The following is an 18,137-nucleotide window of genomic DNA, read 5'->3' as shown; positions in this document are numbered from 1 at the left end:
GTCACGCGTCGAAAACGTGAGGGGGTGTGTGATGGGTACGTCCCTGGGGATGTCGACCGGCGCGGCAGGTGTGAGTTCCGCGCTCGTCACCACCGCCTCGAACGGTGCGCAGAACGTCGAGTTCCGTTACCTGTCCGCCGATCAGGCTCACACCGACCTCGGTGACCTGGTTCGCTCGTCGATCTCGCTGATGACCACCCAGGTTCCCGCCGATCCCACTACGCCGGACGCGTTCGCCGTCGCGTACCGCACGCAGGAGCAGGCTCACTCGATCCGCAGCGCCGTCAGCAGGCAGCGCCATCGCGTGCACCTCGTGCCCGAGACCGCGGCCACCCTCACCTACCTGCGGCACACCGGCGAAGTCGCTCAGCATGCCACCGTCGCGATCGTCGATTTCGGCGAGTCAGGGTTGTCCGTCGCCGTCGTCGATCAGGTGGACGGCACCGTCCTGCACGCCGACCGCACGAGCCACGTGAGCGGCACCGGTATCGACGACCTGATATTCCACCACGTCGTCGGCCGCCTCTCCACTCCGCATCCCCTGCGGCACCTGGACCGGGATCTGCTCTCGGCGCGGTGCCGCGTCGCCAAGGAGCAGTTGTCGTCGGAGCCGAAGGCGCACGTCGACATCGATCTGCAGGGCATCCGGCCGATCGAGATCAGCCGCACCGGGTTCGACGAGATCGCCGCACCGACCGTTCGGGTCGCGGTCGAGTTCATCCGTGCCACGATCGCCGACTCTCCGCGCCGACCGGAATCCTTGGCGCTGGTCGGCGGCGGCGCGAACGTTCCCGCGATCACCGCCGCCGTCACCGAAGCCTTCACCGCACGGGTCATCGCGGTGCCCGAACCCGACACGGCGACCGCGAAGGGCGCAGCGCTGCTCGCCGTGTCCTCGGCCATCCGCGACTACCCGGCCACCGAGTCGAACCGTCCCGGTTCGGCCGCGAAGGTGTCAGGGGCTCTCGTCGGCGCGCTCGTGGTCGGCGGCCTCGTTCTCGGTTACGGCGTCAAGGAACTCGCGCCCGCACCGGATCCCAACGTCTCCCCCGCGGGGACCGACATGTTCCAGACCACCGAGCAGGTCGCGACCACGACGACGGACGAGCCTCCCGCCACGCGGATCCCGTCCTATGATCCGACGCCGACGTCGGAGTACTACCCGCATCAGGTCGCCCCGCCCACGTCGGAGCCGCAGACGGATCCGACTCCCGTTCAGGTGCCCGATTCGACGACCGAGACGACGGCCCCGCGCACCACCACCCCCCCGCCGACTCCCACGACTCCCGCACGTCCGGCGCTGCCCGGAACCGAGGCGCCGCAGCCATCGTGGCCGCACATCGAGTGGCCCGCGATTCCGCCGCTGTGGCCGCAAGTTCCCGGGGAGTCGACGCCGAACGAACCCAGCCCCGTCGCGCCCGCACCCGGCGGTCCCGCAGTGGCACCGCCGCCGACCGGGGAACCCACCGAATCCCCTGCGCCTGCGGCACCCCCAGCGCCTGCGGCACCTCCTGCGCCCGCGGAGTCCGTCGCGCCCACCGCACCCGAAGGGCTCTTCCCGATGATCCCGGCGCCGGGCACGGTTGCTCCGAGCGCTCCCGCCGGGGCGCAGCCGAGCGGCGCTCAGCCCGGTGCGGCGCTGACTCCCCCTGCCACGCAGACCGTCACCATTCCGGTCAGCTGAACACCTGACTCGTCGCCACCGACAGTCCGGGATCGCTGGCCACGGTCAGCAGGGACGGCGCGGCGCCGCCGGCGATCAGATGCGCGCCGAGCGAGGCGATCATCACTCCGTTGTCGGTGCACAGCCGAGGTTTCGGGACTCGCAGGGTCAAACCGGCTTCGGCGCAGCGTTCCTCGGCGAGCGCGCGGATGCGTGAGTTGGCGGTGGCGCCGCCACCGAGCACCAGGGTGTCCACGCCGACGTCGCGGGCGGCGCGCACTGCTTTCATCGTCAGCACGTCGGCCACGGCCTCCTGGAAGCTCGCGGCTATGTCCGGGACCGAGCACGCCTCCCCGGCCCGCTCCTTCGATTCGACGTACCGCGCGACGGCCGTCTTGAGGCCGGAGAACGAGAAGTCGTGCCGTGCGTCCCGGGGTCCGGTCATGCCGCGCGGGAAGGAAATCGCGTTCCGGTCGCCGTCCTGCGCCGCGGCGTCGAGGGCGGGGCCGCCGGGGAATCCGAGTCCGAGCAGGCGGGCCACCTTGTCGAAGGCTTCGCCGGCGGCGTCGTCCACGGTGGTGCCCAGTTCGACGATGGGCTTCGCGAGGTCCTCGACGTGCAGGAGGTGGGTGTGTCCACCGGAGACGAGCAGCGCCACGCAGGGCGGCATCGGACCGTGCTCGAGGGTGTCGACCGAGACGTGCCCGCCGAGGTGGTTCACCGCGTAGAACGGCACGTCCCATGCCGCCGCATACGCTTTCGCGGCCGCGACGCCGACGAGCAGGGCCCCGGCCAGACCGGGGCCGATGGTGACGGCGAGCGCGTCCGGTTTGACGATCCCGGCGGCGGCGAGGGCCCGCCGCATCGTCGGGACGATCGCCTCCAGGTGCGCGCGGGACGCGACCTCGGGCACCACCCCGCCGTAGCGTGCGTGCTGGTCGACGCTGGAAGCGACCTCGTCCGCGAGGAGCTCGCAGGTTCCGTCGCCGTTCCACCGGACGATGCCGACTCCGGTCTCGTCACAAGAGCTTTCGATCCCCATGACGATCATTGCACCGGCTCCTCACCCGATCCGGGGCGACGCATCGTGAACGCGTCCGCACCGCTCGGTTGGTAGTACTTTCTACGGGTTCCCACGATCTCGAATCCTTCACGTCGGTACAGGGCGATCGCCGCCTCGTTGTCGGTGCGCACCTCGAGAAACACGGGGCCGCCCCGGGTGTCGGCCACGCGCAGGAGTTCGCCGAGGAGGGCCCCGCCGATCCCCCGCCGCTGGCACGCCGGGTCGGTTCCGATCGTGTGTATCTCGGATTCGGGGTGCGAACCGCTGCCCAGCAGGGCGATTCCGGCGTACCCGACGACGTGACCGGTGTCCTCGTCCCGCGCCACGGTGTAGTGCACGTGCGGGGCGGCGAGTTCCGCCCTGAACGCGTGTGCGCTCCAGGGCCCGTCACCGGCGAAGAGGAGGGTCTCGAGCTCCGCGCACCGTTCGGCGTCGGCCGCCGCCATCGGTTCGATGCGGAAAGTCATTTCTTCCGGTCCGCCAGTTCCACCGCATCCGGGCGTCGCAGGTAGAGCGGGACGAGCGCCGCCGGGGCCGCACTGCCGAACAGCGCCTCCGCGGCCACCGCGGCCAGCCCTGCGGGCGAGGGTGTTTCCACCGGTTCGACCGGCAGATCGAAGAAGTCGACGTGTGACGGAGACCCCGCCACCACCTCGGACGGCATGGGTTCGAGTTCGCGCGGCTTCACCACCGCGGGTCCCTCCACCCGGACTCCCGCCGAATAGCGCGCCCAGTACACCTCGCGCCGCCGTGCGTCCGTGACGACGAGCAGATTCCGGTCACCGTCCACCTGCGCCGCGATGGCGTCGAGGCTGCACACCCCGTGGACCGGAATACCGAGGGCGTCGGCGAACGCGGCGGCCGTGGCCATCCCCACACGCAGTCCCGTGAACGGGCCCGGCCCGGCCCCGACGACCACCGCGTCGAGGTCCGCGGGGACGTGCCCGGCCTCGGTGAGGCACTCCAGGATGTGCGGGGTGAGTACCTCCGCGTGCGCGCGCGGGTTGACCGTCACCCGCACCGCGAGCGTGTCGACCGCCTCCACCGATGCGGAATCGGCCGAAACCCGGACGACTCCGGCGGTCACGGCAGGCGTGGACGTGTCGATGGCGAGAACAAGCACGGTAACTGAGGGTACTCGCACGTCAGAACCGCTCCCGACACCCGACCCGTTTAGGAAATCCACTCCCAGTGGGCCGTGCGGACATCCGACTCCGGTTCGCGGCGCAGGCGTACCCGCAGGTGACGATCGGCCAGCTGCTCGACGATGCCCTCGCCCCATTCGACGACGACAACGGCTGCGGCCAGGTCGGTGTCGAGGTCGAGTGCGTCGAGTTCGTCCAGCGCGTGCGGACCGCTTCCGCCCAGTCGGTACGCGTCCACGTGCACCATCCCGACCGGCGCACCCCCACCCGGCCGAGTCCCCGCCCGGTGCTCCCGCGCGATCACGAATGTGGGCGAAGTCACTCGACCCTGCACACCGAGCCCGGCCCCGATTCCCTTCGTCAGTGCGGTCTTCCCCGCGCCGAGTGGGCCGTCGAGCACCACGAGATCGCCGGCGACGAGTCCCCGGGCAAGGGTCCGCCCGAACTCCTCGGTGTCCTCCGCCGTCGCCAGCACCACGGTCCCGCTCACGGGCAGTACTCCCTCCTCAGCCGACATCGGACTGCTCACGCGATTCGAAGGTGGCCAGGCCACGATGCAACAACCGGTCGATCGCGTCCGACACCACGGACGGGAATTCGAGCTGCACCAGGTGACCGGCGCCGCGCACCCGCACCAGCTCGGACTCCGGCAGATCCGCCGCCAGTTTCCGGGAGCTGCCGAACGGGATGGTCATGTCGCTGTCGCCGCACACCACGACGGACGGGGTGTGGTCGAGCGCCTCGAGTGACGCGGACTCGTCGTGCAATTCGAGCGTGCGCAGGAAGTTCACGATGGTGACGACCGACGTCCGGTCCAGCATGGAGTCGGAGAACCTGTGCAGCCGCGGACTCACGTCCGTGCCGTACGACGCCGCCCGCAGGATGGGAGTGATCAGGACGCGGGCCGCGCCGCGCGCGTGCTGGACGAGTTCGGGCGAGGTCCGGACGGCGAGCCGGAACCCGTCGATGACCGGGTTCTGCAGGTTCCGCGTCAACCCGGTCTCGCTGAGCCCGGCCGCGGCCGTGGCCACCAGGCCTGCACCGATCACCCGGGCCGCCACCAGCTCGGGCCGCTGCCCGGCGAAGGCGAGCACCGTCATCCCGCCCATCGAATGCCCCACGAGCACAACCGGTCCGGTGGGTGCCTTCGCCTCGACGACGGTCGCGAGATCGGCGCCCAGCTGAGCGATGGTGCAGCTCGCCGCGGACGGCACACCCGAATCGCCGTGCCCGCGTTGGTCGTAGAACACCATCCGCACGTCGTCGCCCCACCGCTCGGCGAGCTGACGGCGCTGGAAGTGCCACGACGTCATGTCCAGGCAGTACCCGTGCACGAACACCGCCGTCACCGGGGCGTTCTCCGGGCCCACCTCGCGGACGGCGAGCGCGACGCCGTCCTCGGCGACCACCACACTGCGCCGGTCCCGCGACATCAGGGTGAAGTCCTCGTCGCCGTAGATCTCGCGGCCGGGCCGCGCCGCGCTGCGCACCGCGTTGACTCCGGCCACCGAGCCGAGCGCCAGCGCGCTCAGCACACCGCCGACGAGTCCCAACCGCTTCGACACACCCATGGCCTACGTGCCCGTCCCACCGACGTAGGTGCGCACCGTGCGTCCGCGCACCCCCGTCACCACCTCGTAGTGGATGGTGTCGAGCTTGTCGGCCCATTCCTGTGCGATCGGCTCGCCGAGGTCCCCGTTGCCGAAGAACACCGCGGTGTCTCCCTCCCGGACTCCCCCGCCGTCCGGTCCGAGATCGACGACCACCTGGTCCATGCAGACACGCCCGATCCCCGGACGTCGCTCGGCACCCAGCTGGACCTCGAATCGGCCGCTCAGCGAACGCGGGAGCCCGTCGGCGTACCCCAGCGGCAGCAACGCCACCGTCGTGTCCCGGGGCGCCACCCACTGATGCCCGTAGGACACGCCTTCACCTGCCGCCACCTTCTTCACCAGGGCCACCCTCGATCGCAGTGTCATCGCCGGTCGCAACCCGAACTGCCCGAGTTCGGGTACTGGCGACAACCCATATATCGCGATTCCCGGGCGAACCATGTCAAACCGCAGGTCGGGGCGGGTCAGGGTGGCCGCGGAATTGGACAGGTGCACCACTTCGGGGACCAGTCCGTGACGCTTGGCGTCCGCGATCGCGTCGACCAGCCGATCCCGCTGGGAGTCGATCCAGGCGTGATGCGGTTCGTCGGCGTGGGCCAGATGCGAGAAGATGCCGCGCAGCCGCACCGAGCCCTCGGCCTGCGCGCGCGCCAGGTCGACGAGGACCTGCGCCAGTTCGTCGGGCGCCACCCCGTTGCGGTTCAGGCCGGTGTCGACCTTCATCGTGACGATCGCCGGGGTGCCGACGCGCCGCGCCGCAGCCACCACCGCGGCGAGGTGGCGGGGCGAGGAGACGCCGAGTTCGACGTCGGCCGCGATCGCGGGGGCGAAATCGGCATCGACGGTGTGCAGCCACGCGAGGACGGGCGCGTCGATGCCCGCCCGGCGCAGCGTGAGAGCCTCCGACACCGTCGTCACACCCAGTTCCGACGCTCCCGCGGCCAGCGCCGCGCGGGCCACGGCTACCGCGCCGTGGTTGTAGCCGTCCGCCTTCACGACGGCCATCATCGCCGCGCCCCGGGCGCTGTCCCGCAGGATCCGGACGTTGTGCGCAATCGCATCCAGATCCACCACTGCCTCGGCCTGCGGTGCCGCCGCCTGCGCGGGAGCTGCAGGCTCGCTGTGTCCGTGGTCGTCCGCCGGTACTGCTTCAGCAAGCGTCATATGCTCGATCCTGCCATTCACGAGGTGGCCGGCATTTCCTCGGGTGACACCCCCGCACGGAGAACTCTGATCGACTCCCGGAGATGGGCGAGCAGGGTCCCCGCGGAGATCGGTGCTGTTCCGCGCCCTGCCGAGAGGTCGGCGCCGCCGCCTCGGGCCGCCAGGTTCGCGGCCAGCGAGTGAGCGCGCGCACCCACCGCGGCGGCACGATCCGGCTCGAGACCGGAGGCCATGAGTGCCCCGATGATTCCGGCGAGTACGTCGCCCGCCCCCGCCGTGGCGGACCACGAACCGCCCGCCTCGTTGACGAACACCCGGCCGCCCGGTCCGGCGATCACCGTGGCCCGCCCCTTCAGCAGCACGTGCGCGTTCCAGTCGGCGGCGAGCGCGCGCGCCGACGCCACGCGGTCCGGTCCCGGGTCCTTCCCCGTCAGCCGGGCGAACTCCCCGGCGTGCGGTGTCAGCAGCGTCGCCGCCGTCCGCGAGCGCACCAGGTCCGGGTCCTCGGCGAGCAGGGTCAGTCCGTCCGCGTCGACCAGTACGGGAACGTCGGCGCCCAGCACCGTCCGCAACGTCCGGCGCGCGGCGTCGTCGGTGCCCATGCCCGGCCCGACCACCCACGACTGGACGCGGCCGGCCGCCGCGAGATCGGCGGTCGCGATCACCTCCGGCGCGTGCACGAGCACCTCCCGCGTGCAGGGCCCGGCATAGCGGACGAGCCCCGACGTGGCCGTGACGGCTGCTCCCGTGCACAGGACACCGGCACCGGGGTAGCCGGCGCTGCCCGCGACGACTCCCACCACGCCCTGCGAGTACTTGTCGTCCTCGGCTCCCGGCACCGGCCACGCCGCGCCCACATCGGCGGCGTCCAGAGCGGTGATTCCGGCTTCGCCGAGCGACAGGCCGATGCGCACCAGCTCGACTCGGCCACACTGCGCCGCGCCCAGCGCGTGGACCGGTTTGAGGGCGCCGAATGCCACGGTGACCGCGGCTCGCACGGCGGGCCCATCGACAGCGCCCGTGTCCGGGTCCACGCCACTCGGCAGGTCCGCCGACACGATCGGCGCCTCGATCCGGTCGACCACCGCGGCAGCATCGGGGCGCAACGGTCCCCGGCCGGAGATTCCGACGATCCCGTCGATGACTAGATCGGGCAGGCCGGAGTCGTCGGAAGGGGCGGCCACCCGGCCGCCGGCCGCGGTGAACGCCGCCAGCCCGGCCGCGTGTGCCTTCTCCGGTTTCAGCAGGACCGCGGTGGCGGCGACACCACGCTTCCGCAGCATCGCCCCCGCCCACAGCGCGTCGCCCCCGTTGTCACCGGACCCCACCAGCACCGTGATCGTGCGGCCGGCGACTCCCCCGGTCCGCGCACGCAGTTCCGCCGCCACCACCGTGGCCAGCCCGTGTGCTGCCCGTCGCATCAGCGCGCCGTCGGGAAGAGATGCCAGCAACGGCGCCTCCGCGGATCGAACCTCGTCAGCGGTGTAGTAGCCCCGCATAGGAACTCCTCGTCGTGCCGGCGTCACCGCCGGCCGCTGTGCAGTGAAGGGTCGGTATCGGGGTCAGACTACGCTCGACGTCATGCGTGTTCGTGGAACGTCGTGGATCGCCGGAGTGGCTCTCGCCGCGAGCATTTCGATGACGGCCGTCGTGTCCGGGTGCGCTGCGCCCGCCGACGAGGCGCCCGAGGCACCGACCGGTCCCGTCGTGCAGGTCGCGAACATGGCCTATGCGCCCTCGACGATCACCGTCCGGGCCGGCGACACCGTCACCTGGAATTTCGACGATCGGGGCGTCACCCACGACGTGGTCGGTATCGGCGCCGCCAAGAGCGTGCTGCGGAGCCGGCTGATGCAGACCGGCACGTTCACGTACACGTTCACCGAACCGGGAACCTACGAGTACACGTGTTCGCTGCACCCGGACATGACGGGCACCGTCATCGTGACCCCGTAGGGGCGCGGCCCGGCCGCGCCCCTCGCGTCGCTGCTATTCGACGGTGACGGACTTGGCGAGGTTACGCGGCTTGTCGACGTCGTAGCCCCGGGTCTGCGCGACCTCCGCCGCGAAGACCTGCAACGGCACCGTCGACAGCAGCGGCTGCAGCAGTGTCGGCGCCGCCGGGATCTCGATCAGGTGGTCGGCGAACGGACGCACGGCCTCGTCGCCTTCCTCCGCGATCACGACGGTCCGCGCACCGCGGGCCTGGATCTCCCGGATGTTGCTGAGCAGCTTCGAGTGCAGCACCGCACGCCCCTTCGGCGACGGCATCACCACGATCACCGGCAACCCGTCCTCGATCAACGCGATCGGCCCGTGCTTGAGTTCGCCGGCCGCGAAGCCCTCGGCGTGCATGTACGCCAGCTCCTTGAGCTTGAGCGCCCCCTCGAGCGCCACGGGGTAGCCCACGTGCCGGCCCAGGAACAGCACCGTCGACGACGACGCCAGCTCCCGCGCCAGCGCCCGCACCGGTTCGACCGTCTCGAGCACCCGGCTCACCAGATCGGGCATCGCCTCGAGGTCGGCGTACTCGCGAGCCACCTCGTCCGGATACTTGGTGCCGCGGGCCTGCGCCAGAGCCAGGCCGACCAGGTAGTTCGCGGTGACCTGCGCGAGGAACGCCTTGGTCGACGCGACACCGATCTCCGGACCGGCCCGGGTGTAGAGAACGGCGTCGGCCTCGCGGGGAATCTGGGCGCCATTCGTGTTGCACACCGCGAGCACCCGCGCCTTCTGATCCTTCGCGTGGCGCACCGCCTCGAGGGTGTCGGCCGTCTCACCGGACTGCGAGATGGCCACGACCAGCGTCGACCGGTCCAGGACCGGGTCGCGGTAGCGGAATTCGCTGGCCAGCTCGACCTCGACGGGCAACCGCGTCCAGTGCTCGATGGCGTACTTCGCGAGCAGCCCCGAGTGGTAGGCGCTGCCGCACGCGACGACGAAGACCTTGTCGACGTCGCGCAGCTCCTGATCCGACAGTCGCTGCTCGTCGAGAACGATCTTCCCGTCCGCGAAGTGACCGAGCAGAGTATCGGCGACCGCGGCCGGCTGCTCCTCGATCTCCTTGAGCATGAAGTAGTCGTGACCGCCCTTCTCGGCGGCGGCGAGGTCCCAGTCGATCCGGAACGGGCGGCCCTGCGCCTCGGACCCGTCGAAGTTCAGAATCGAGTACCCGTCCGCGGTGATCACCACGACCTGGTCCTGCCCCAGCTCGACCGCGTCGCGGGTGTGCTCGATGAACGCCGCGACGTCGGACCCGAGGAACGTCTCGCCCTCGCCGACGCCGATGACGAGGGGTGTCGAGCGGCGCGCCGCGACGATGGTGTCCGGGTGGTCGGAGTGCGTGAAGACGAGCGTGAACGCGCCTTCCAGCCGGCGCAGCACGCTCAGCGCGCTCGCGACGAAGTCGCCTGCCGTCTCGCCCGAGGCGTAGGCCCGCGCGACGAGGTGCACCGCGACCTCGGTGTCGGTGTCGCTGGCGAAGTCGATTCCGTCGTGCTCGAGTTCGGCCCGCAGCGGGGCGAAGTTCTCGATGATGCCGTTGTGGACGACGGCAACCGTGTTCCCCGCATCGCGGTGCGGGTGCGCATTGCGGTCGGTGGGCCTGCCGTGCGTGGCCCACCGGGTGTGGCCGATGCCCGTGCTCCCGGTGAAGTGCTCGGCCCCGACCTCGTCGAGTTCGGCCTCCAGATTCGCGAGACGCCCCGCCTTCCGCTCGACCGCCATCCCGCCCTGCCCGTCCAGCACAGCGATGCCGGCAGAGTCGTATCCGCGGTATTCCATTCGCCGCAAAGCCTCCACCACAACAGTCAGAGCCTGCCGGTGGCCGACGTATCCCACGATTCCGCACATGGTTCATCAGGGTACTTGGACCGGCCGACGCCGCGAAGTCGGAGTGTGGGCCGCATCGGCTCTCTCGCCGGCCCGCGAATCGGATAACGTTCTCTCCGTGGCGCCGAAACCGAAGACCCTCGCCCGTGAACTGTCCAAGCGGGGACCGCACCGCGTGCTGCGCGGTGACCTCGCCCTCGCCGGACAGCCGGGCGTCGTATACACGCCCGAATCAGGCTTCAACCTGCCCGCCGTCGCGTTCGCGCACAGCTGGATGGCAGGTGCCGACCACTACCGGAAGACGCTCGAACATCTGGCGTCGTGGGGAATCGTCGTCGCCGCTCCCAACAGCGAACGCGGTCCGGTGCCCTCGCACCTGGGCCTCGCCACCGACCTGCGGGCCACCCTCGACATCTGTGTGGGTGTGCGGCTCGGTCCGGGACAGATCAGCGTGGGGCCCGACCGCGTCGCCTTCGCAGGCCACGGGATGGGTGCGGGTGCGGCCGTGCTCGCCGCCGCCCAGCGGGACGTGGCCGCGGTCGCAGCCCTGTTCCCGGCGCCGACCGCGCCGAAGGCCGAGAGGTATGCGTCCAAGATCACAGCGCCGGGGCTCGTCGTGGCCGGTGCCGACATCGACACCATGAACAGCAACGCCAAGGCGCTGGCCGAGGCGTGGGGCGGCGAGCACGTCCTGCGCGCCGTCAACGGCGCCTCGGAGTCCGGGCTCACCGAAGGTCGCCGCCTGCTGGGCGCACTCGGCATCGGCGGTTCGGAACGCAAGACCCAGCAGATCACCCGCGCACTGCTGACCGGCTTCCTGCTCTACCACCTCACCGAGGACAAGAAGTACGACGTGTTCGCGAAGGCGGACGCCGAACTTCCCCACACCACCCTCGTCGATCCTCACGAGGAGCACACCAACGCTGGCTTCGAGGGCGTGCTTCCGCACATCTGAGGCCGTCCGTCACACCAGCCAGCTGCGGGGACGGTAGTACTCGTCGTCATCGTCGAGTGCGCTCGAGCGGGGCGGCGGCATCGCAGCCACGGGCGCGGTGCGCCCCCGGTTCGCCACGGGCGCGGTGCGCCCCCGGTCCGTCGTCGGCGCGGTGCGCCCCCGGTTCGCCACGGCCGCCTCGTCTCTGGCTCGGCGTTCGTCGATCCGCTCCCGGAACATCTCCAGGTCGGCGCGCATCTGTGCCCGGTATGCCCGTAATTGGGCGGCGCGATGGCTCACAGCGGACCGGCCTCGGCCAGTTCCGCGCCGCTGTCGAGTCCGGCGACCGGAGCGGTCGCGAGTTCGGGTGCAGACCGCGGTTCCTGCGGCTCGGCCGGTTCGTCGGGCGGCGCGGGGGCCGGCTCCGGCTGCATTGCCACCGCCTGCGGCGGCGGGACGGTCGCGGCGTCTCCGGCGGGCGCAGGGGCCGGTGTGTCTTCGTGGTCCGGCACGTCCCCGGCACCTCCGCCCGGCGCCGGACCGGCTTCAGCCGTCGTCGCCGATGGGTCCTCTGCTCCGCCGTCGACCTGCGATTCCGGGTCGGGCTCGGCGGGTGCGCAGTCTCCATCGCCGGAGTCTCCGTCACCGGCAGCGTTGTCGGCGACGATCTGTGGCAGGCCGTCCGGGCCGATCTCGACCCCGAATCTGGCTGTCCCACCCTGTCCGTCGCTCATCTCGAGATGGATACCCTGACCGTTCGCCTCGACGGCGAGCGTCCACGACTGTCCGTCGAGGTCCAGTTCGAGACTCTTGCCCTTCGACGTGCCGGGAGCCGACTCGTCTTCGTCCGCACGCGGATTTTCGAGTTCGTCGCGGTTCTCGTCCTCGTCGGCTCTGTCGGTGAGGCCCGAGACGGTGTCCGCGATCAGCGGGCGGAGGATAGAACCCAGATCCGCCAGACCGCCCGCCAGGCCCTGCCCCACCAGGTCCCCCAGGCCGGGGACGGTTCCCGTGCCCGGGACAACGCCCGGCGCCGGCACGAGCGACCCGGGAATCGCGGGCATCCCGACGAGGCCGGGCATCGCCGGCGGGACCGGTGCGACAGGGGCCGCCGTCATCGGCGATGTGACGATCGGAGGAGCGGCGGACGCCGGGGTGGTCGCGGAAGGCGCGGCGGACGCCGGGGTGGTCGCGGAAGGCGCGGCGGCCGCCGGACCGGTGGTCGCGTCGCCGCCACCGGATCGACGCGGGACGTACGCGGGGCCGTCGTTCGCGGGTGCCGCGACGGGCCCGGTCGGCGCAGCAGGTGCGGGAGCAGGGCCCGGCGTAACTGCCGGGGCAGGGGCCGGGGCGGGGCCGGTGTTCGGCACCTCGGGTGCCCTCGGCGCCGGCGCCGGTGTGTCCTCGGGTCGGAACCCGGGATGCACCTCGATCGACCGCGCCTCGGCGACGACGGCGTCGTAGGCGGCGTGCACCGCTTCGGCGCAGTCCGCGCAGGCAGCGGTGAACTCCTGCTGCTTCTCCTCGTACACGCGCCGGAAGTTCGCGTCGAGCCAGTCCTTGGTGATTCCGGCAGCCCGCCGCACCACATCGTCGCGGTCGAGCAGGCGGAGCGCGCCGGCGCCCCCGTCCTTGTACAGGCCGTTCACGTGGCGGTAGTCGTCGTCGGCGAGTTCGGGAAACCAGTAGGACGCGTCTTCCATGCAATCCTTCGCGACGGAATTGTCGCCGTCCCTGCCCTCGGCGTAGATCTGCGCGAGGACGTCGATCTGCGCGGCGCTGTATCCCCCGACCGTCGGCTGGTGCAGCGACACCACCTTGTACGCCTTGTTCGTCACGGCGGCGCTCAGGGTGAGGTTCGCTTCGAACAGCACCTCGGCGAGGTCTCGGAGCCGATCGACGGTGGCGGCGACCTCGGCGTTCCGGCGGTCGGCGGCGTCGAGCGCTGCCGCGGCGGCGATTCCGCTCCACCCGGTTCGCACCGCGGTGACGCATTTCTCGTTGTCGTCGAGTTCCGTGCGGGCCGTGTCGACGCTGCGTCCGAGGGTGTCGACGTCGCGGGCGAGCGCGTGCAGGCGCATCCCCCGCTCGGCGTCGAACCGCGCGTAGTAGTCGGTGAGTTCGAGGGATTCGTATCCCAGTCTTCTCGCGGCGGGGAGGAACAACTCGAAGAATTCGAGCCCACGAGCGCCGAGATCGAGCATGTCCTCGGGATCGTTGAGGGCATCCGGGCGCAGGTGCTCTCCCAGCGCGGTGCGGGATGCGTTGGCGGCCTGCGCGTCGCTGCCGTGCTCGAGCAGTGCCGCGTACCGCTGGTCGGCGGACGGCGTCCGGTCACGTCTGCCGAGTCCGTACTCGTCGAAGTACGGCTGCCACGACGACTGGTCCTCCTCGCGGGAGGCGGCCCACGCCTGGAGGAGTTGCTCCTTGAATTCGCGGCTCAGGTTCGGGTCTTCGATCAGCGTTCGGGGATCCGGGGTCACCACTGCACCCCGCTCACGTCGGCGGCCACATTCGCGTCCGTTCCGGAGTAGCGGTCCGCGGCCGCCCGGAACGCGTGACCGAACGAGTCCGCGTCCGCGGCCCACTGCGCGAGCGCGACTCCGACGACGCCGAGGGCGTCACGCACCGCATCGCCCTTCGCGGCGTAGTCCCGGCCCGCCTGCGCCCCGGCGAATTCCAGCCGGGCGGTCTCGGCGGCCTGCTGCCTCAGGACCTCCGCCGACCGCAGCAGCCTGGTGCCCGCGTCCGTCACCACCGCGACGTCCACCTCGAGTCCCTCGCCCATTGCCCCACCCTCTCTTCGCGACCTACTGCATTAGACGCGACAGCGCACCGATCGGTTCCCCGGCCGATCGGTGCGCTGTGTCCGCTCACACGGAGGCGACGGTGCCCGCCAGTTCGTCGGCGAGTTTACGAGCCACTTCGAGATCGGAAGCCTCGACCATCACCCGCACGAGTTGCTCGGTGCCGGACGGCCGCAGCAGCACCCGGCCGTTCTCGCCGAGGCTGCGTTCCGCGGCCAGCACCGCGTCGAGCACGACCGGGGACGCGGCGACGGCACGCTTGTCGGCGACCTTCACGTTGACCAGGACCTGCGGAAGCGTCGTCATCGCCGACGCGAGTTCCGCGATCGGCTGCCCGGTTTCCGCCATCCGGCCCATCAGCCGCAGTCCCGTCAGCACTCCGTCGCCGGTGGTGCCGAAGGCGGGAAACACGACGTGACCGGACTGTTCGCCACCCAGGCTGAACCCGCCGGACCGGAGTCCCTCGAGGACGTAGCGATCACCGACAGCCGTGGTCACCAGCGAGATCCCGGCCTCGCGCATGGCGATGTGCAGGCCGAGATTGCTCATCACGGTCGCGACGAGGGTGTCGTCCACCAGTTCGCCCGCATCGCGCATGCCCAGGGCGAGCACGGTCATGATCGCGTCGCCGTCGACGAGGGAACCGCCGGCGTCGACGGCGAGGCATCGATCCGCATCCCCGTCGTGCGCGAGCCCCAGGTCGGCGCCGTGCCGGACGACGGCCTTCTGCAAGCCCTCGAGGTGCGTCGATCCGCAGTTCTCGTTGATGTTGAGTCCGTCGGGTTCGGCGTTGATCGCGACGACGGTGGCGCCGGCAGCCCGGTAGGCGGCGGGGGCGACGTCCGAGGCCGCGCCGTGCGCACAGTCGACCACCACGGTCAGTCCGTCGAGGCGGTTCGGGAGCGCGGTGGTCAGGTGCTGCAGGTACCGGTCCGCGGCGTCCGGCACTGTGTGAACACGTCCGATCCCGGCCCCGGTCGGCGCCCGCCGTGTCGCGGTCCCGGTGGCGACGGACTCGATCCGGTCTTCGACCTCGTCGTCGAGTTTGTGGCCGCCTGCCGCGAAGATCTTGATGCCGTTGTCGGGCATCGGATTGTGCGAGGCGGAGATCATGACACCGAGAGCGGCGTCCAGCTCCGCGGTCAGGAAGGCCACCGCGGGTGTCGGCAGTACCCCGACGTTCAGGACGTCGACGCCGGCAGACGTCAGGCCCGCGACGACCGCCGCCTCGAGCATTTCGCCGCTGGCTCTCGGGTCACGGCCGACCACAGCCGTCTTTCGTCCGCCCGAACCCGGCGACGCCAGCACCGTCGCGGCGGCGGAGGCCACCTGCAACGCCAACTCGGCGGTCAGCTCGGTATTCGCGAGACCGCGAACCCCATCCGTCCCGAACAATCGACCCATAGACCAGACCCCTCGCACCTAGAAAACCCATTACATCTCGGATAAAGCACGAGAGCAGGCGTCCGGTAACGATGGACGCCTGCTCTCGGGAAGAACAGGTGCCGAAGCCGACCCCGGAGGGCGGCTTCGGCGACACATCAGCGCTTCGAGTACTGAGATGCCTTGCGGGCCTTCTTCAGGCCGTACTTCTTGCGCTCGACGGCGCGGGCGTCACGCGTGAGGAAGCCTGCGCTCTTGAGAGCCGGACGGTCCTCGGGGGTGACCTCGATGAGCGCGCGGGCGATGGCGAGACGCAGTGCGCCGGCCTGTCCGGACGGTCCACCACCGTGCAGCAGTGCCACGATGTCGAAGGACTCGGCGCGCTCGACGGTGACCAGCGGAGCCTTGATCAGCTGCTGGTGCACCTTGTTCGGGAAGTAGTCCTCGATGGTGCGGCCGTTGAGCTTGAAGTCGCCCGAACCGGGGGTCAGACGGACGCGGACAACCGCTTCCTTACGACGACCGACGGTCTGGATGGGGCGATCGATCACGATCGGGGCCTGCGGCGCAGCAGCGGCCTCGATGTCCTCGGCGACCTCGGGCTCCTCGACGGACACGTACTCGTCCGCCGCGACCTCGACGACCTCGGTGATCTCTTCGGGGTTGGACACGTTCTGCTCCTCCGGCGCCGTCACTGGGCCACCTGCTTGATCTCGAATGGCACCGGCTGCTGCGCGGCGTGGGGGTGGTTCGGGCCCGCGTAGACCTTCAGCTTGCTGCTGATGGCGCGACCCAGCTTGTTCTTGGGGAGCATGCCGACGACGGCCTTCTCCACGAGGCGGTCGGGGTTCTTGTCGAGAACCTCACCGACGGAGCGGGACTTCAGACCACCGGGGTGTCCGGAGTGGTGGTAGAGGAACTTGCCCTCGCGCTTGTTGCCGCTGATCGCGACCTTGTCGGCGTTGATGATGACGACGAAGTCGCCGCCGTCAACGTGCGGTGCAAAGGTGGGCTTGTGCTTGCCGCGCAGCAAGTTGGCTGCCTGGACGGCAAGGCGGCCGAGCACCACGTCAGTGGCGTCGATGACGTGCCACGTGCGGGTCACATCTCCGGCCTTCGGGGTGTACGTAGACACAGAACTTCCTCGTCTTGTTCAATCCGCTGCTGGCCATTGCGTATCGTCGAGCGATTCCCGGCGGCCAGTTGAGACCCGAGAACCGCCAGCCACTGCGACACGGAGACGCAGCGGCGCACGGCACGCCAACGGAGAACAATACCGGCCAGGGCGCCCCAGGGTCAAAACTCACTCGGCGAGCGCATCGGCGAGCTGTTCGACCGCCCACGTCAGCTCGTCGCGTTCGATCACCAGCGGCGGGGCGATGCGGATCGTGCCCTCGTGCGCGTCCTTCGCGAGGACCCGGCGCGCCAGGAGTCTTTCACAGATCGTGCGGGCGGCCGGCATGCCGTCGGCCAGCTGCACACCGGCCCACAGGCCGCGCCCACGCACCTCCGACACGTGCTCGGGCGGCAACTGCGACAGCATGTCGTGCAGGTAGGCGCCCAGTTCACGGCTTCGCTGCTGATATTCGCCGGTCTCGAGCAGGTCCACTACCGCGCTGCCCACCGCGCAGGCGAGCGGGTTGCCCCCGAACGTGCTGCCGTGCTGCCCGGGGCCGATCACCTCCATTACCGGCCAGTCGGCCACGACGGCGGAGACCGGCATCAGGCCACCGCCGAGCGCCTTGCCCAGCACATACACGTCGGGAGTGACGTTCTCGAAGTCGCACGCGAACGTGTCGCCGGTCCGCCCGAGCCCGCTCTGGATCTCGTCGGCGATCATCAGGAGTCCGCGACGGGTACAGATGTCCCGCACCGCCGCGAGGTAGCCCGGTGGCGGCACCAGAACTCCGGCCTCGCCCTGGATCGGCTCGAGGAGCACGGCCACCGTGTTCTCGGTGATCGCGGCGTCGAGCGCATCCGCATTCCCGTATTCGACGGACGCGAACCCTGCCGGGTACGGGCCGAACCCCGTGTACGCGTCAGGATCGGACGAGAACCCGACAATCGAGATGGTGCGGCCGTGAAAGTTTCCGGCGAACGTGACCACCTCGGCGCGCCCGGGCGGCACACCCTTGACGTCATAGCCCCACTTGCGGGCCAGTTTCAGCGCGGTCTCGACGGCCTCGGCGCCCGTGTTCATGGGCAGCACCGCTTCCTTGCGGCACAGCCGGCTCAGGTCCTCGCAGAACGAAGCGAAACGGTCGTGCTGGAAGGCGCGGCTGGTCAGGGTGAGCCGGCCGAGTTGTTCGCGTGCGACCCGGACGAGCGCCGGATGTGCGTGGCCGAAGTTGAGCGCCGAGTATCCGGCGAGGACGTCCAGGTAGTCGACGCCGTCGATTCCCTTCACCCACGCGCCGGCGCCCGATTCGATCACGACCGGCAGCGGCGAGTAGTTGTGGGCGCTGTGCTCGTCGGCCCTGCGCAGCTGCTCGCGCGTGGCATCCGACACGGATACGACACTGTCCGACATTGCG

General features: G+C 70.6%; 18 protein-coding genes. 3 read left to right on the top strand and 15 right to left on the bottom strand.

Going from position 1 to position 18,137, the window contains the following annotated elements; genetic code table 11:
- Window positions 1–31 precede the first annotated feature (31 nt).
- Window positions 32–1,684 (top strand): Hsp70 family protein, encoded by a 1,653-nt coding sequence (locus ROP_RS31015; RefSeq protein WP_015889956.1) that lies wholly within the window; start codon window positions 32–34, stop codon window positions 1,682–1,684.
- Here ROP_RS31015 and tsaD read toward each other — a convergent pair.
- From tsaD to ROP_RS30980, 7 genes are read right to left on the bottom strand one after another with little or no spacing between them, the layout of a single operon-like run.
- Window positions 1,677–2,714, bottom strand: coding sequence for a tRNA (adenosine(37)-N6)-threonylcarbamoyltransferase complex transferase subunit TsaD (gene tsaD / locus ROP_RS31010; RefSeq protein WP_015889955.1), 1,038 nt, complete (start codon window positions 2,712–2,714; stop codon window positions 1,677–1,679). The genes ROP_RS31015 and tsaD overlap by 8 nt on opposite strands.
- Window positions 2,711–3,193 carry a ribosomal protein S18-alanine N-acetyltransferase gene (gene rimI, locus ROP_RS31005; protein WP_015889954.1) on the bottom strand — a complete coding sequence of 161 codons (483 nt, stop codon included), beginning with the start codon at window positions 3,191–3,193 and terminating at the stop codon, window positions 2,711–2,713. The genes tsaD and rimI overlap by 4 nt, the downstream gene beginning before the upstream one ends.
- Window positions 3,190–3,849 (bottom strand): tRNA (adenosine(37)-N6)-threonylcarbamoyltransferase complex dimerization subunit type 1 TsaB, encoded by a 660-nt coding sequence (gene tsaB, locus ROP_RS31000; RefSeq protein WP_015889953.1) that lies wholly within the window; start codon window positions 3,847–3,849, stop codon window positions 3,190–3,192. Before tsaB ends, rimI begins: the two co-directional genes overlap by 4 nt.
- Window positions 3,850–3,899: 50 nt before the next feature.
- Window positions 3,900–4,388 (bottom strand): tRNA (adenosine(37)-N6)-threonylcarbamoyltransferase complex ATPase subunit type 1 TsaE, encoded by a 489-nt coding sequence (gene tsaE / locus ROP_RS30995; protein WP_015889952.1) that lies wholly within the window; start codon window positions 4,386–4,388, stop codon window positions 3,900–3,902.
- A complete protein-coding gene (locus tag ROP_RS30990) occupies window positions 4,378–5,442 on the bottom strand; it encodes an alpha/beta fold hydrolase (RefSeq protein ID WP_015889951.1) in 1,065 nt (354 codons plus the stop codon). The genes tsaE and ROP_RS30990 overlap by 11 nt, the downstream gene beginning before the upstream one ends.
- Window positions 5,443–5,445: 3 nt before the next feature.
- Window positions 5,446–6,648: an alanine racemase gene (gene alr / locus ROP_RS30985; RefSeq protein ID WP_015889950.1), complete on the bottom strand. Its 1,203-nt coding sequence runs from the start codon at window positions 6,646–6,648 to the stop codon at window positions 5,446–5,448.
- Window positions 6,649–6,665: 17 nt separating this feature from the next.
- Window positions 6,666–8,147: an NAD(P)H-hydrate dehydratase gene (locus tag ROP_RS30980; RefSeq protein ID WP_015889949.1), complete on the bottom strand. Its 1,482-nt coding sequence runs from the start codon at window positions 8,145–8,147 to the stop codon at window positions 6,666–6,668.
- Between the two features lie 82 nt (window positions 8,148–8,229).
- Here ROP_RS30980 and ROP_RS30975 point away from each other — a divergent pair, with 82 nt between their 5' ends.
- Window positions 8,230–8,604: a cupredoxin domain-containing protein gene (locus ROP_RS30975; protein WP_015889948.1), complete on the top strand. Its 375-nt coding sequence runs from the start codon at window positions 8,230–8,232 to the stop codon at window positions 8,602–8,604.
- A 33-nt stretch (window positions 8,605–8,637) separates the two neighbouring features.
- Here the strand turns inward: ROP_RS30975 and glmS are convergent, their stop codons facing one another.
- Window positions 8,638–10,500, bottom strand: coding sequence for a glutamine--fructose-6-phosphate transaminase (isomerizing) (gene glmS / locus ROP_RS30970; protein ID WP_015889947.1), 1,863 nt, complete (start codon window positions 10,498–10,500; stop codon window positions 8,638–8,640).
- 97 nt (window positions 10,501–10,597) lie between these two features.
- On the opposite strand from glmS, the gene ROP_RS30965 reads away from it, so the two are divergent.
- Entirely contained in the window at window positions 10,598–11,434 is an 837-nt protein-coding gene (locus ROP_RS30965; RefSeq protein ID WP_015889946.1) for a dienelactone hydrolase family protein, read from the top strand.
- 9 nt (window positions 11,435–11,443) lie between these two features.
- Here the strand turns inward: ROP_RS30965 and ROP_RS30960 are convergent, their stop codons facing one another.
- The 7 genes from ROP_RS30960 to rocD form a co-directional block, all read right to left on the bottom strand.
- Complete coding sequence (locus ROP_RS30960; protein WP_015889945.1) at window positions 11,444–11,671, bottom strand: hypothetical protein; 228 nt, start codon at window positions 11,669–11,671, stop codon at window positions 11,444–11,446.
- A gap of 38 nt (window positions 11,672–11,709) precedes the next feature.
- Entirely contained in the window at window positions 11,710–13,896 is a 2,187-nt protein-coding gene (locus ROP_RS42775) for a hypothetical protein (protein ID WP_231869012.1), read from the bottom strand.
- On the bottom strand, window positions 13,893–14,201 hold the full coding sequence (locus ROP_RS30950; RefSeq protein WP_015889943.1) for a type VII secretion target: 309 nt from the start codon (window positions 14,199–14,201) through the stop codon (window positions 13,893–13,895). The genes ROP_RS42775 and ROP_RS30950 overlap by 4 nt, the downstream gene beginning before the upstream one ends.
- Before the next feature lie 85 nt (window positions 14,202–14,286).
- Window positions 14,287–15,624, bottom strand: a complete 1,338-nt coding sequence (gene glmM, locus ROP_RS30945; RefSeq protein WP_015889942.1) for a phosphoglucosamine mutase — start codon at window positions 15,622–15,624, stop codon at window positions 14,287–14,289.
- Between the two features lie 137 nt (window positions 15,625–15,761).
- A complete protein-coding gene (gene rpsI / locus ROP_RS30940; protein WP_043825651.1) occupies window positions 15,762–16,298 on the bottom strand; it encodes a 30S ribosomal protein S9 in 537 nt (178 codons plus the stop codon).
- Window positions 16,295–16,738, bottom strand: a complete 444-nt coding sequence (gene rplM, locus ROP_RS30935) for a 50S ribosomal protein L13 (RefSeq protein WP_015889940.1) — start codon at window positions 16,736–16,738, stop codon at window positions 16,295–16,297. The genes rpsI and rplM overlap by 4 nt, the downstream gene beginning before the upstream one ends.
- 168 nt (window positions 16,739–16,906) lie before the next feature.
- On the bottom strand, window positions 16,907–18,133 hold the full coding sequence (rocD, locus tag ROP_RS30930; RefSeq protein WP_015889939.1) for an ornithine--oxo-acid transaminase: 1,227 nt from the start codon (window positions 18,131–18,133) through the stop codon (window positions 16,907–16,909).
- Window positions 18,134–18,137: the final 4 nt, after the last annotated feature.

Source organism: Rhodococcus opacus B4 (assembly GCF_000010805.1).
In the GTDB taxonomy this organism is placed as follows: domain Bacteria; phylum Actinomycetota; class Actinomycetes; order Mycobacteriales; family Mycobacteriaceae; genus Rhodococcus_F; species Rhodococcus_F opacus_C.
This window is presented reverse-complemented; position numbering and strand designations above follow the sequence as displayed.

Coding starts and splice junctions, on each gene's coding strand:
- ROP_RS31015 (WP_015889956.1), top strand. CDS start 32: ATGGGTACGTCCCTGGGGATGTCGACCGGCGCGGCAGGTGTGAGTTCC.
- tsaD (WP_015889955.1), bottom strand. CDS start 2,714: ATGATCGTCATGGGGATCGAAAGCTCTTGTGACGAGACCGGAGTCGGC.
- rimI (WP_015889954.1), bottom strand. CDS start 3,193: ATGACTTTCCGCATCGAACCGATGGCGGCGGCCGACGCCGAACGGTGC.
- tsaE (WP_015889952.1), bottom strand. CDS start 4,388: ATGTCGGCTGAGGAGGGAGTACTGCCCGTGAGCGGGACCGTGGTGCTG.
- ROP_RS30990 (WP_015889951.1), bottom strand. CDS start 5,442: ATGGGTGTGTCGAAGCGGTTGGGACTCGTCGGCGGTGTGCTGAGCGCG.
- alr (WP_015889950.1), bottom strand. CDS start 6,648: ATGACGCTTGCTGAAGCAGTACCGGCGGACGACCACGGACACAGCGAG.
- ROP_RS30980 (WP_015889949.1), bottom strand. CDS start 8,147: ATGCGGGGCTACTACACCGCTGACGAGGTTCGATCCGCGGAGGCGCCG.
- ROP_RS30975 (WP_015889948.1), top strand. CDS start 8,230: ATGCGTGTTCGTGGAACGTCGTGGATCGCCGGAGTGGCTCTCGCCGCG.
- glmS (WP_015889947.1), bottom strand. CDS start 10,500: ATGTGCGGAATCGTGGGATACGTCGGCCACCGGCAGGCTCTGACTGTT.
- ROP_RS30960 (WP_015889945.1), bottom strand. CDS start 11,671: ATGCGCGCCGACCTGGAGATGTTCCGGGAGCGGATCGACGAACGCCGA.
- ROP_RS30950 (WP_015889943.1), bottom strand. CDS start 14,201: ATGGGCGAGGGACTCGAGGTGGACGTCGCGGTGGTGACGGACGCGGGC.
- glmM (WP_015889942.1), bottom strand. CDS start 15,624: ATGGGTCGATTGTTCGGGACGGATGGGGTTCGCGGTCTCGCGAATACC.
- rocD (WP_015889939.1), bottom strand. CDS start 18,133: ATGTCGGACAGTGTCGTATCCGTGTCGGATGCCACGCGCGAGCAGCTG.